At 70.2% G+C, this 13,028-nt stretch carries 10 protein-coding genes; 4 read left to right on the top strand and 6 right to left on the bottom strand.

The genetic code is table 11. The features are described from left to right. Positions 1 to 29: 29 nt before the first annotated feature. Entirely contained in the window at positions 30 to 1,961 is a 1,932-nt protein-coding gene (locus ACZ5VC_RS06625) for a hypothetical protein (RefSeq protein ID WP_469119018.1), read from the bottom strand. A gap of 253 nt (positions 1,962 to 2,214) precedes the next feature. Between ACZ5VC_RS06625 and ACZ5VC_RS06620 the strand changes: the two genes are divergently transcribed. Then, positions 2,215 to 2,667 carry a DUF3592 domain-containing protein gene (locus ACZ5VC_RS06620; RefSeq protein ID WP_469119017.1) on the top strand — a complete coding sequence of 151 codons (453 nt, stop codon included), beginning with the start codon at positions 2,215 to 2,217 and terminating at the stop codon, positions 2,665 to 2,667. 80 nt (positions 2,668 to 2,747) lie between these two features. Here the strand turns inward: ACZ5VC_RS06620 and ACZ5VC_RS06615 are convergent, their stop codons facing one another. Further along, positions 2,748 to 4,025, bottom strand: a complete 1,278-nt coding sequence (locus tag ACZ5VC_RS06615) for an Nramp family divalent metal transporter (RefSeq protein ID WP_469119016.1) — start codon at positions 4,023 to 4,025, stop codon at positions 2,748 to 2,750. 329 nt (positions 4,026 to 4,354) lie between these two features. On the opposite strand from ACZ5VC_RS06615, the gene ACZ5VC_RS06610 reads away from it, so the two are divergent. Next, entirely contained in the window at positions 4,355 to 5,689 is a 1,335-nt protein-coding gene (locus tag ACZ5VC_RS06610) for a M14 family metallopeptidase (RefSeq protein WP_469119015.1), read from the top strand. A gap of 146 nt (positions 5,690 to 5,835) precedes the next feature. Continuing rightward, positions 5,836 to 7,785: a serine/threonine-protein kinase gene (locus ACZ5VC_RS06605; protein ID WP_469119014.1), complete on the top strand. Its 1,950-nt coding sequence runs from the start codon at positions 5,836 to 5,838 to the stop codon at positions 7,783 to 7,785. A 60-nt stretch (positions 7,786 to 7,845) separates the two neighbouring features. On the opposite strand, the gene ACZ5VC_RS06600 is transcribed toward ACZ5VC_RS06605, so the two are convergent. The 4 genes from ACZ5VC_RS06600 to ACZ5VC_RS06585 all read right to left on the bottom strand — a co-directional run bounded on the left by ACZ5VC_RS06600 (position 7,846) and on the right by ACZ5VC_RS06585 (position 11,571). Beyond that, positions 7,846 to 9,303, bottom strand: a complete 1,458-nt coding sequence (locus ACZ5VC_RS06600) for a GntP family permease (protein WP_469119013.1) — start codon at positions 9,301 to 9,303, stop codon at positions 7,846 to 7,848. A 91-nt stretch (positions 9,304 to 9,394) separates the two neighbouring features. Then, positions 9,395 to 9,805, bottom strand: a complete 411-nt coding sequence (locus ACZ5VC_RS06595; RefSeq protein ID WP_469119012.1) for a RidA family protein — start codon at positions 9,803 to 9,805, stop codon at positions 9,395 to 9,397. Then, positions 9,806 to 10,564 carry an IclR family transcriptional regulator gene (locus ACZ5VC_RS06590; RefSeq protein WP_469119011.1) on the bottom strand — a complete coding sequence of 253 codons (759 nt, stop codon included), beginning with the start codon at positions 10,562 to 10,564 and terminating at the stop codon, positions 9,806 to 9,808. It lies immediately after the preceding gene. After that, a complete protein-coding gene (locus ACZ5VC_RS06585; protein ID WP_469119580.1) occupies positions 10,561 to 11,571 on the bottom strand; it encodes a sugar kinase in 1,011 nt (336 codons plus the stop codon). The genes ACZ5VC_RS06590 and ACZ5VC_RS06585 overlap by 4 nt, the downstream gene beginning before the upstream one ends. A gap of 126 nt (positions 11,572 to 11,697) precedes the next feature. On the opposite strand from ACZ5VC_RS06585, the gene ACZ5VC_RS06580 reads away from it, so the two are divergent. Continuing rightward, positions 11,698 to 13,020 (top strand): amino acid deaminase, encoded by a 1,323-nt coding sequence (locus ACZ5VC_RS06580; RefSeq protein ID WP_469119010.1) that lies wholly within the window; start codon positions 11,698 to 11,700, stop codon positions 13,018 to 13,020. Positions 13,021 to 13,028 lie beyond the last annotated feature (8 nt).

Here is a 13,028-nt window from a genome sequence, read left to right as displayed (position 1 = left end):
GACACGGATCCGAGGCCTGCGGTGTGCTGTCACTTGGAGCACAGTGACATGGGAACATCACTGCGCTTTCCGTCGTGCGGCGCCCCCAGGAATGTGGCGTCCTTCTTCTTCAGCGTCTCGTGCTTGCCCTCGAGGCTCAGGGTGTAACCGAACGAGGCGGCGCCGAGGTTCAATTCCGCCCCGAGTTCGGCGGAGTTTGTCAGGCCGTCGTAGACAGTTTTCGAGGATGATCCGTAGTCGAACATCATCTGCCCGAACGGGTCACCGGAGCCCGGCGCCTTGGTCGGGGCTATGTCGGTGAAAAGGTTCGTGACGGGGGCGGTGTACGCGCCCGAGCCGTCGAGCCACTGCTGCGCGATGCGCTGCTTCTCCGGGGTGTCGAGTTCGATCATGTTGGTGACGACCTCGGTCTGGGTGGCCTTGGAGCCGGCGGTTCCGGTGGCGCCGTGCTTCGACTTGCCCGCGTTCTTGTTGTCCTTGCCCTTCTTGTTCTTGTCGTCGACCTTTTCCTCGTCCTCTGCCTTGCCCTTGCCGCTGCCCTTGTCGCTCGTCTCCACCGTGCGGGTGATGACGATCCGCTTCAGGGACTTGTCCTTGTCCTTGTTGCGGGTGACGGTCAGCGCCACATTGCTGCTCTCGCCGAACTCGGCGGAGGCGGAGGTGCCGCCCGCCTGACCCTTGGCGGAACCCGACCCCTCGACCTTGTAGGCGAACGACTTCGAGGTGGTGCCGTTGATGGAGTCGTCGATGATGGACGCCGTCGACGAGCCCTTCACCTTCACGCCGGTCTCGGCGGTCAGCTCCTCCGTCGCGTTGCCGGACAGCTTGACCTCACCGGCGGCCTCGACGCCGACGCTCATGGACGAGATGCGGTCGCCCTTGACCTTCTGGTCGATCTCCTTGCTCAGCTTCATGTACCGCTCGGCGCTGCGGATCGACTGGAAGTCACGCCCGTACTGGTAGCCGGCCTTCGCGCTCTCCAGCTGCTCGAACTTCTCGCGGAATTCGTCGGCTTCCTTCTGGGTGTTGAACTGGAAGGTGTCGCCGGCGTCGATCTTGACTCCGCCGCCGACCTCGACGGTCGACTTTCCGTCCTCGGTGAGCTTTCCGACCTTGGCGCCGAACTTCGGCTCCCAGGCCACGCCCGCCTTCCCCGCCTCGTTGAACGTCAGACGAATGCGGTCCTTGTAGACCGTCTTTCCGTCCTTGTCCTTCTCCGCGACCTTGAACTTCTGCTGCTGGAAGCCGTACTCATTGCCGATCTTGAACCAGGCGATCTTCACTTCCTGGCCGGCCGTGGAGGAGGAGTTCTCCGTGTTGCACATCTTCGGGGCGAAGTCGGCGTCGTTCGTCGGCTTGGCGTTCTTGCCCGCCTGGTTCTCGAGCGTGCAGGAGCCGCCGGTGAGCCGGCAGATGGCGGCCTTGATCTGGGCAGTGATCTGCTGGCCGACGCTCGTCGCCATGATCGCGCCGATGACGGCGGTGACGACCACGATCGTGCCCATGTACTCGGTGGCGGTCGCGCCCCGGTCGGCCCACCGGTAGGAGGCGGTGGGCGGGGGGTAGACGGGCACGGCGTCGTCCTCGCCGCGGTGCTCGCGCAGCCGGTCGAGCACGAGGCCGAGCGCACCGCCGGCGACCAGCGCGGCGGCGGCCATGGCGATGCCCTCGGGCCGGATCATGTCCCGGGCGACGACGAGCATCCGGACGAGAGCGGCGACGGGGACGGCGAGCGCCGCCGTCAGGTGGAGTACGGCCCGCTCACGGAAGGGCTCACGTATCAGCCAGGCCGAGGCCATGACGGCGAAGGTGACGCTGAGGACGTTGGGGACGTGGATCAGGCCGAGACGCCAGGCGTAGCTCTCCAGGCGCTGCGGGTCGGCGAGGGTGTCGAAGAGCAGCCTGCCGAGCAGGTAACCGGAACCGTACAGGGCGACGATTCCGGCGGCCCAGGAACGCATGAGAGCGAAGAAGAGGCGGGGTTGGCGGGTGTCCGACGGACTGTATGTCCCCGATCGGCCGTTTCTCTGATGTTGCACAGTCTGTGACCAACTACCGGGTGCCCCGCTCATCGCTTACGCGCCTTGCCTCTCGTGCCAGTGGTGCCTCCGACACGCTAGAGGGCGGCGTATATGCAGGTCATGGGCCCGTGGACCCATGCCGGGCCCAAGATCGCGGTCCGGAACAGTCGACAAGTCGGCTTAACGTAGTGCCATGCTCACTGCGATCGTCGTTCTCGTCGTCACCGCCGGTATCGGCTGGCTGTGGTTCTCACTGACCCGCCGGCTGGCGCGGCAGCTGGGTTCCCTGCTGCGCGGCGAGCGCGCTCAGGGGCGCTGCGTCCGCCGCTACCGGAGCGGGACGCGGAACGATCCGGGCGAGTGGACGCACGTCTTCGAGTTCACGGACGCGGCCGGAAAGGCCGTCCGCTTCGAGGAGTCGGTGATGGTGATGGCGGAGGGCCAGGAGGCGACCGTCCGCTACCAGCGGCGCGATCCGGCCGGCACGGCGACCGTGGTCGGGCCGGGTGGCGCGTGGTCTCCGCTCTTCGGCCAGATCGGCGGCGTGCTGGTCGTCGGGGCCTTCGTGGCGCTCGGACTGTTCATCTCGTACCGGATGATCGCCACGCAGGTCTGCGGCGGAGGGCCGTACGCCACCGGCTGTTAGGTCGTGTCTTGCGGATCGTGCCGCGCCGGTCCCGCCGCTGCGTCGGCGCGGCACGCGCCGCGCTCACCGGGACGCCTCGCTCACCAGGGCAGTTCCCGCACCTGCTGCGCGCACAGCACCACGAACAGCAGCCCGGCCGCGGCCAGCATCACATTGCTGAGCAGGCCGTTGCGCCACTCGGCCGGGGTGCGGGAGGTGTTGAGCAGCCACAGCAGCGTCAGCGCCAGGAACGGCATGAAGAACGCGCCGATCACCCCGTAGACGATGACGAGCCCGAAGGGCTGGTCCAGGAAGAGCAGGCTGATGGGCGGGAAGGTGAGCCAGAGCAGATACGCCCGGAAGGGCAGGGACTTCTCGCGGCTCCTGTCGGCCGGGACGAGTGAGGGCCGGTACGCGGTCACGAAGTCGGCGAACATCAGGCTCACCCCGTGCCACACGCCGATCAGCGATGTGAAGGACGTGGCGAAGAATCCGATCAGGAAGAGCTTGGCGGTCGCCGTTCCGTAGCGGTCCGCCAGGACGCCGCTCAGGTCGAGCAGGCCCTTGTCGCCCTTGGCGAGGGCGACTCCGGAGGAGTGCAGCAGCTCGGCGCCGACGAAGAGCATCGCCACGACGAAGATGCCGGTGGTGAGGTAGGCGACGCGGTTGTCGAGGCGCATCACCTTCATCCAGCCCGCGTTCGTCCAGCCCTTGGCGTTGACCCAGTAGCCGTACGCGGCGAGCGTGATCGTTCCGCCGACTCCGCCGATCAGTCCGAGCGTGTAGATCAGCGAACCGTCGGGCAGGACGGGCGCGAGCCCGGCGAAGGCGTCGCCGAGGTGGGGTGTGACCCGGATCGCGAGATAGACGGTGACCACGAACATCACGCCGACCAGGACCGTCATGACCTTCTCGAAGACGGCGTACTGGTTGAACCAGACGAAGCCCAGTCCCACCAGGCCGCACAGAACGGCCCAGCCCTTCAGGTCCATCACGCCGGGGAACAGCGCGGCCAGCGGGAGGGCGCTGGAGGACATCGCGGCGGCGCCGTAGACGAAGCCCCACACGACGACGTAACCCACGAAGTAGACGGTGGTCCAGGCGCCGAGGCCGCGCCAGCCGTCGAAGAGGGTGCGGCCGGTGGCGAGATGCCAGCGTCCGGCGGCCTCGGCGAGGGAGATCTTGACCAGGCAGCCGATGACGGCCGCCCAGAGCAGCGTGTAGCCGAACTTGCTGCCCGCGATCAGTGTGGCGACGAGGTCACCGGCTCCGACCCCGGTCGCCGCGACGACGATTCCGGGCCCGATGTAGCGCCAACTCGGCTTGCGCGGGCGGTGGTTCTCGCTCTCCCCGGCGTCGATCCGGGTGGTGTCCGCCATCCCTGGCCGCCTTCCCGTTCTCCCCTGTTGTGGCCCAGGTCACCAAAGCGGCTCGGCGACGGTCGCGCAAGGGGCCGTACCTCCCGAGCGGTTCCACGGGCCGCCCCGGTGGGCAGGTTGGCCGAACCTCGACCCTTGACCGGGGCATGTCAGCCATTCACCATGTGCCCGGACACCGCACGCCCGTTCACCGCCCAGCGGACACCCGCAACACCCGCAGACGAACACCGCGCGGAAACCCGCATCACCCGGACACCGCATCACCCGGTCACCCACCGGGAGTCATGTCGCACTGAGCCGACCCCCACGCTCCCCACCCAGGAGACAGCATGCGACTTCGCACACGAGGAGCAAGGACCGCCACTCTCGCGGCCGTCCTGGCGCTCGCCCTGGCAGCGCCCCTCACCGCTACCGCCTCGCCCGCCGGACCAGGTCCGGCGCCGACCGCCGCCGCCGAAGAAGTCATCCGGCAGTACGAGATCCAGGGCCCGTCCACGCCCGCCGCCCGTACCGCCGTCACCGCCACCGGAGTCTCGATCGACGAGGTCGACGCCCGCGCGATCGTCGTCAGCGCCAACGCCGCGCAGCTCAAGAGGCTCAAGGCGCTCGGCTACACCCCCAAGGCGCTCCCCGCGCCGCCCGCCCGGACCGGCGCGCGCGCCGTCGAGCCGTTCGACTTCCCGTCCGCCGACGCGCGCTATCACAACTACGCCGAGATGAACACGGAGATCAACCAGCGTCTCGCGCAGTACCCGAACATCATGAGCAAGCGCGTGATCGGCAAGAGCTACCAAGGCCGCGACCTCATCGCCATCAAGATCAGCGACAATGTGGCGACGGACGAGAACGAGCCCGAGATCCTCTTCACCCACCACCAGCACGCACGCGAGCACCTCACCGTCGAGATGGCGCTCTATCTGCTGCGTGAGCTCGGCGCGGGCTACGGCAGCGACAGCAGGATCACCAACGCCGTGAACAACCGCGAGATCTGGATCGTGCCGGACCTCAACCCCGACGGCGGCGAGTACGACATCGCCAGCGGCTCGTACCGCAGCTGGCGCAAGAACCGGCAGCCCAACACCGGTTCCTCGTACGTCGGTACGGACCTGAACCGCAACTGGGACTTCAAGTGGGGCTGCTGCGGCGGCTCCTCGGGATCGTTCGGCTCCGAGACGTACCGGGGCAGGGCCGCCGAGTCCGCCCCCGAGGTGAAGGTCGTCGCCGACTTCGTCCGCTCCCGGGTGGTCGGCGGAAAGCAGCAGATCAAGGCGGGCATCGACTTCCACACGTACAGCGAGCTGGTCCTGTGGCCGTTCGGCTACACCAACGCCGACACCGGCCCCGGCATGACCCAGGACGACCGCAACGCCTTCGCCGCCGTGGGCAAGAAGATGGCCGCGAGCAACGGCTACACGCCCGAGCAGTCGAGCGACCTCTACATCACCGATGGGTCGATCGACGACTATCTGTGGGGTGCGCAGAAGATCTTCGCGTACACCTTCGAGATGTACCCGACCGGCTTCGGCGGCGGCGGTTTCTACCCGCCCGACGAGGTGATCGAGCGCGAGACCAGCCGCAACCGCGACGCGGTGCTCCAGCTCGTCGAGAACGCCGACTGCATGTACCGCTCCATCGGCAAGGAGCAGCAGTACTGCACCGGCTGACGCACCGGCCCTGACCTCGGGCCCCCGGGTCTCCCTGTCCCAAGCGCTGTCCCAAGTGCTGTCCGGGACGGGGAGACCCATGGTCTGTCCGCCCCCGCTCTGGCACTGTGGATACGCACTCGTGCACCAGGGGGAGGTGCGTTCGTATGGCAGGAGCACGTGTCCAGCCACTCAGCGGGGACGACCCACAACGGCTCGGACAGTACCGGCTGATCGGCCGGCTCGGCTCCGGCGGTATGGGCCGGGTCTACCTCGGCCGCACCAGGGGCGGGCGGCTCGTGGCCGTCAAGACCCTGCTCTCCGAGGGCGTCGTCGGGGACACCGACCGCCGCCGCTTCGCCCGCGAGGTGGCGCTCGCCCAGCGGGTGAACAGCATCTTCACCGCGCGGGTACTGGACTCCGACGCCGCGGCCGACCGGCCGTGGATGGCGATCGAGTACATCGCGGCGCCGCCGCTGTCGGAACTGGTCCGCTCGGAAGGGGTGTTGCCGGCCTCGGCCGTACGGTGGGTGGCCGCCGGGACCGCGGAGGCGCTGGTCACGCTCCACGCGCAGGGCATCGTGCACCGGGACGTGAAACCGCAGAACATCCTGCTGCCGCTGGGCGGGCCCCGGCTGATCGACTTCGGCATCTCGCACGCCACCGACATCACGCGCACCCAGCTCACCCTGGGCACCATCGCGTTCACCTCGCCCGAACAGGCGCGCGGCGAGGAGTCCACCACGGCCGCGGACGTCTACTCGCTGGGCGCGACCCTCTTCCACCTCGCGGTGGGCCGGCCCCCCTATCCGGAGGACGGGGACACACTGCGGCTGCTGTCCCGGGTGCAGCGCGGTGAGCTCGACCTGACCGGCCTGCCGAAGGAACTGACCCCGCTGATCCCTCCCTGTCTGGCCGCGGATCCGGAGGGGCGGCCGCGCCCGGACGATGTCATGGACCAGTTCGTCAGCTCGCTCTCGGGTCTGCCGAACTCGCCCGGCGGCGGCCGGTGGCTGCCGCCGCGCTGGACGGAACTGATTGCCGCGTACGAGAACCAGGGCCGCGAGTTCGAGCGGGCCGCCGTGCAGGGGCGGGAGGCCCCGACGTTGGACCAGCGGACGGGCGCGGTACCGCCACCCGGTCCGACTCGGCCGTACACGGCGGACCAGGCACAGGTCGGCGGCAGCGAGCGGGAGCGGTTCGCGAACGCCATGGCCGAGAGGGCGCGCGCAGCGCGGGAGGAGGCGGAGCGGGCCCGCGCCGAGCAGGAGCGGCGACGAGCGCGGGGCGGCCCGGGAAGGCCCCCCGGGCAGCCCGGGCCCCAGGGGCAGCAGCGCGCCCGCGCGGGGTCGGCCGCTCCGCCGCCCCGGCCTCCGCGCGCGCCCGCTGCGCCCGCCCGGCCCGCACCGGCGCCCGCACCCGCGCCCGCTCCGTCGTCGTCGTCGTCGTCGAGCAGTGTGGGTTCCGCCCTCGGGGCGCTGCTGATCCTCGCGCTCGTCGTCTTCCTCGTCTACAACGGGACGAAGTCGGACGACACCACCCCCACCACGGGCAGTTCCTCGTCGACCGGCGGCTACCGGTACACCCCGCCGCCGAGCCCCACCCCCGACGTGAAGGACCTGGCCTTCCGGGCCGTGAACAGCGGCGACTGCCTCAGTACGTACGACGACGGGTACGGCCAGTGGTCCAGCAGTACGCCCCAGGTCGTCCGCTGCGGCGCCGCCAACGCCTATCTGCGCGTCACGTCCGCCCGCCCGAGGCTCGCCTTCGCCGACTGCCCGACCGGGAACGGCCGCGGGTACTGGTACCACTCCGGCTCCCGCTACGACTTCTCCACGTCCCTGTGTGTGGAGCGGCAGTTCCACACGGGCGAGTGTTTCGTCGCCAAGCGCGACGACCGGAACAATGTCACCGCTTCGCGGATCATGGCCGTCTGGAGCTGCGACGCGGGCAAGGTGCCTTCCGGCTACAACACGATTCTGCAGATCACCGGTTACCACAAGGCGCAGTCGTCGTATCCGAACGGCTACTGCTCCCGCTCCCAGGGCGACCGGAGGATCTACTGGACCTACGAGGTCGACGGCGGAAGGAACGTCCTGTGCACGACGGCGGTCTGACCCGGCCACCGCCGGTGGGTGCGACGACGGCCCGGGCCGGGCACCGCTCCCACCGGCCGGTCAGACGAGCAGGCTCAGCGTCGCCGCGACCGCGAAGCCGGCGAGGGAGAGCACCGACTCCAGCACGGTCCAGGACTTGAGGGTGTCGCGCTCGGAGATCCCGAAGTACTTGGCGACGATCCAGAAGCCGCCGTCGTTGACGTGCGAGGCGAAGATCGAGCCGGCCGAGATCGCCATGATGACGAGGGCCAGGAACGCCTGCGAGTGGTCGCCGCCCTCCACCAGGGGCAGGACGATCCCGGCGGTGGTGACGATGGCGACCGTCGCCGAGCCCTGCGCCACGCGCAGGACCAGCGAGATCAGATAGGCCAGCACGACGACCGGCAGACCGACGTCGTTGAAGGTGTCCGACAGGGCCTGGGCCACACCGCTCGCCTTGAGCACCGCGCCGAAGACACCGCCCGCCCCGACGACCAGCAGGATGTTGCCCACCGGCTTCAGGGACGAAGTGGACACCTGCTCAAGGGACTTGCGGGACCAGCCGCGGCGGAAGCCGAGCAGGTAGTACGCGAGCAGCAGGGCGATCGTCAGGGCGACGAAGGGACTGCCGAAGAACTCGACGACCGAGCGCAGGGTCGACTCGTCCAGCGCGATGGAGGAGAAGGTCGCGGCGAGGATGAGGACCAGGGGCGTCCCGATGATGAACAGGACGGTGGAGAGTGCGACGGGCGTCTCGGCCGCGCCGCCGTTCCTCGAGGTGCGTTCGGCGGCGACAGCCGCCCTGGCGTCCTCGGCGGCCTCCAGCATGTCCTGCGGGACGTCGACGAAGAGGCGCTTGCCGATCCAGGCGGCGTACACCCAGGCCGCCAGGACCGCGGGCAGTCCGACGACGATGCCCATGAGGACGACCCAGCCGAGCGAGACATGGAGCAGTCCGGCGGCGGCGACGGGGCCGGGGTGCGGCGGCAGGAAGGCATGGGTCATGGACAGGCCGGCCAGCAGCGGCATCGCGTACAGCAGGATCGACTTGCCGGACCGCTTGGCGGCGGCGTAGACGATCGGCGCGAGGACGAAGATGCCGACGTCGAAGAAGACCGGGATGCCGAAGATCAGGCCGGTGAGGCCCATGGCGAGCGGGGCGCGTTTCTCGCCGAAGAGGTTCAGCAGCCGGGTGCTCAGCACCTCGGCGCCGCCGGACACTTCGAGAATCGCGCCGAGCATGGTGCCGAGACCGATGATGATCGCGACATGGCCGAGGATGCCGCCCATGCCGTTCTCGACGACGGAGACCGCGGCGGACTTCTGGACCGTGCCGAAGAGTTCCGTGACGGACAGGCCGGCGGCGAGGCCGACGGATATGGAGACGGCGAGCAGCGCGACGAACGGCTGGAGCCGGACCTTGATGATCAGGAAGAGCAGGAGCGCGATGCCGAGGGCGGCGACGGTCAGCAGACCGGCGGTGCCGTCGATGAGCAGGAGCAGTCCACCGGTGTGGGGCGGGGGCGGCGTGGGTGGCATGGGGACGACCTCGTTTTTGGGTAGGGGGGATCGCGGCACGGCGCTCGGGGGACGAGCGCCGCGCCGTACGGCGGGTGGGGATTCAGAGGGATCAGTCCAGGACTGCCAGGGCGTCGATCTCGATGAGCAGTCCCGCGGGAAGGCCGACGTAGACCGTGGTGCGGGCGGACGCGGGGGCCTTCAGGCCCTGCTCCTCGAAGTACGCGTTGTAGATCTCGTTCATCTCGGCGAAGTGGTCCACGTCGGTGAGGTAGACGCGCATCATCATCACGTCGTCCCAGCTCGCGCCGCCCTCTTCGAGGATCGCCTTGACGTTGGCGAAGGTCTGGAGCGTCTGCTCGCGCAGGCTGGGGCCCGCGACCGTCGGCGCCCGGCCCTCGACGGCGGGGAGGAAGCCGACCTGCCCGGCGACCTGGAGGATGTTGCCCTTGCGGACGCCGTGGGAGAACTTGGCGGGCGGGGTCGTGTGCGTGGCGGGGGTGAGGGCGGTCTTCTCGGTCATTCACTGGTCCTTGGTCGGGGCGGTGCCTGAGTACTCGCGGCTGATGGCGTCGGCGGTGCGCCGCACCAGCGGGAGCAGGGTGAGGAGTTCCTCGGCCGTCACCACGACGTTCGGCGCGGACACCGACATCGCCGCGACGACCCGGCCGTCCGCGCCCCGGATGGGGGCCGCGACGCAGTTGATGGACTCCTCGTGGCCACCGAGGTCAGTGGCCCAGCCCTGTTCGCGTACGGTCGCCAGCTCCTTGAGGAAGGCGGACGCGTTCGGGATCGAACGGGGCGTGTACATGGGGTAGTCGAGCTTCGAGGCGAGGGCGGTCCGCTCGGGCTCGGTGAGGTCGGCGAGAAGCAGCTTCGCCACGGCCGCGACGGTGATGGCGACGGGCTTGCCGATCCGCGAGTACATCCGGACCGGATAGCGGCTCTCGACCTTGTCGATGTAGAGGACTTCGCTCTCCTCGTACACCGCGAGGTGGACGGTGTGCCCGATCTTCTCGTTGAGGGCTACGAGGTGGGGGTGGGCGATCTCACGGACGTCGAGGTTCTCGACGGCCTCCTGGGCGAGGGCGAAGAGGCGGGCGCCGAGGCGGTAGCGCTGGTCCTGCTGGCGGTAGACGAGTCCGTGCTCGTGGAGCGTGCGCAGCAGCCGCAGCGCGGTGGACTTGTGGACGCCGAGCCGGTCGGCGACCTGTCCGAGGTCGGCGGGTCCCTCGGCGAGCAGCGGCAGGATGCTGAGCGCGCGGTCGACGGTCTGGCTCATGGTGTACGTACCTCCTGGTCGTCCCCCGTCCACCCGGGGCCGAGACGCAGTCTCCCCCAGGCGTCGTCGTCGAGCCGCGCCAGCCGGTCGGCGTGTGCGGCGCGGGGCGGGGCGCCGAGGTCGCCGGGGACGGTGAGTGCGGCGGCGGCCATGAGGTGTCCGTGCCGGATGCGGTCGCGGACGGGCAGGGCGCGCAGGGTCGCGGAGAGGAATCCGGCGGCGAAGGCGTCACCGGCGCCGACGGGGGCGACGACGTCGACGCGGGGGGCGGGGACGAAGGTGACGGTGTCGTCGGCGGCCGGGCCGCCGTCGCCGTCGCCGGCGCCGGCGCGGCGGGTGTACGCCACCGCGCCCTTCGCGCCCTGCTTGACCACCACCGTCCGCGGCTCCGGGAGCGCCGAGCGGATCGCCTCGGGGCCCATCAGCCCCCAGGCGTCCTCGGCCTCGTCCGCGCCGACGAAGACGAGGTCGGCGCCGCGCGCGAGGTCCAGCAGGATCCGCCCGCCGCACGTCCCCGCCCACAGACCGGGCCGGTGGTTGACGTCGAAGGAGACGACCGGGCGGCCGGGCCGGGCGCCGGTGAGCTCGCGCATCAGGGCCAGGCAGTCGGCGGAGAGCGCGGCCGTGATGCCGGACAGATGGAGGATGCGGCCGCCGGCCACGTCCTCGTAGGGGACGGTCCGCGGCGACATCGCGGAGGCGGCGGAACCGCTCCGGTAGTAGACGACCTCGTGGGCGTCGGTGGACCGGTCGGTGGCGGTGCGGAAGTAGACGCCGGTGGGCCGGTGCGGGTCGCGGCCGACGGCGGAGACGTCGACGCCGTACGCGGCGACGGCCCGGGTGAGATGGTCGCCGAAGCCGTCGGCGCCGACCCGGCTGACCCACTTCGCGGTGTGTCCGGCGGCGGCGAGGGCGCAGGCCACGTTGGACTCGGCGCCGCCGATCGTGCGGGCGAAGGAGGGGACGTCGGCGAGGCGGCCCGGGCGGGAGGGCAGGAACGTGACCATGGATTCGCCGAGGCAGACGACGTCCACGGCACCAGTTCCGCTCACCCGGGGGGCTCCTCTTCGCTCGTGCGGGTCCATTGACCCGGCGTTGGCCCGGATGTTAGACAGCATCAAGCGATATACGCAATGGTCGTTGCACATAATGCAACGCAAACGCCCCGAGGAGGCTCCGTGCACGCCGAGAACCCGGTCGAGCAGCTGGCGAGCGAACGCGTCGACCACCGCTTCAAGGGCCTTCCGCCGGACGCCGAGGGTCTCACCGTCGGCGAACTGGCGGCCGAGCGGCGCGACCTCTTCACCGGCGGCTTCACCACCCCCGTGCTCGCGCTCTCCGCCGAGGCCCTGGAGCACAATCTGCGGCTCCTGGAGACCTACGCGCTCCGCCACGGCCTCGCCTTCGCCCCGCACGGCAAGACCTCGATGTCCCCGCAGCTCTTCGACCGCCAGATGGAACACGGCGCCTGGGGCATCACCGCCGCCGTCCCCCACCAGGCCCGCGTCTACCGCGCGTTCGGCATCCGGCGGATCTTCCTCGCCAATGAGATCGTCGACGCGGCCGCCCTGCGCTGGCTCGCCCGAGAGCTGGATGCCGACCCCTCCTTCGAGTTCATCTGTTACGTCGACTCCGTGCGCGGCGTCGAGCTGATGGACGCGGCGCTGGCCGGCTCCTCCCGCCGGGTGGACGTCGTCGTCGAGCTCGGCGCGGGCGAGGGTGCCCGCACCGGAGCCCGTACGGATGCCGACTGCACGGCCGTCGCCGACGCGGTCGCCGCCTCGACGGCCCTGCGCCTGGTGGGCGTCGCCGGTTACGAGGGCGAGGTCCCCGACGCCACGCCCGAGCGGGTCCACGCCTGGCTGCGCCGGCTCACCTCCCTGGCCACCGACTTCGACAAGGCCGGCCGCTTCTCCGCCGACCTGGACCGGATCGTGGTCAGCGCGGGCGGCAGCGCCTGGTTCGACGCGGTCGCGGACGTCTTCGGCGAGATCCCGGCGCTCTCCCGGCCCGTGCTCAAGCTGCTGCGGTCCGGCGCCTACGTCTCGCACGACTCCGGCCACTACCGCCGGCTCACCCCCTTCAACCGGGTACCCGGCGAGGGCGCGCTCGAGCCCGCGTTCCGGCTCTGGGCCCAGGTCGTCTCCCGCCCCACGCCCGAGCAGGCGTTCACGAACGCGGGCAAGCGCGACGCCGCCCACGACCTGGACCTCCCCGAGGCACAGGTGGTCCGCTCCGCCCGCGACGGCCGGACCCGCGAGGCGACGGGCATCACGCTCACCGGCCTGTCGGACCAGCACGGCTGGCTGCGCACGGCCCCCGAGGCGGACCTGGAGGTCGGCGACTGGGTGGGGATGGGCCTCTCCCACCCCTGCACGTCCTTCGACAAGTGGCAGCTGATCCCCGTCGTGGAGGCGGACGGCACGGTCACGGACTACATCCGCACCTTCTTCTAGGAGCCCCC

Source organism: Streptomyces sp. NPDC033174 (assembly GCF_055577795.1).
Note: the sequence above shows the minus strand (reverse complement) of the source record. Positions and strands in the feature narration are given on the sequence as shown.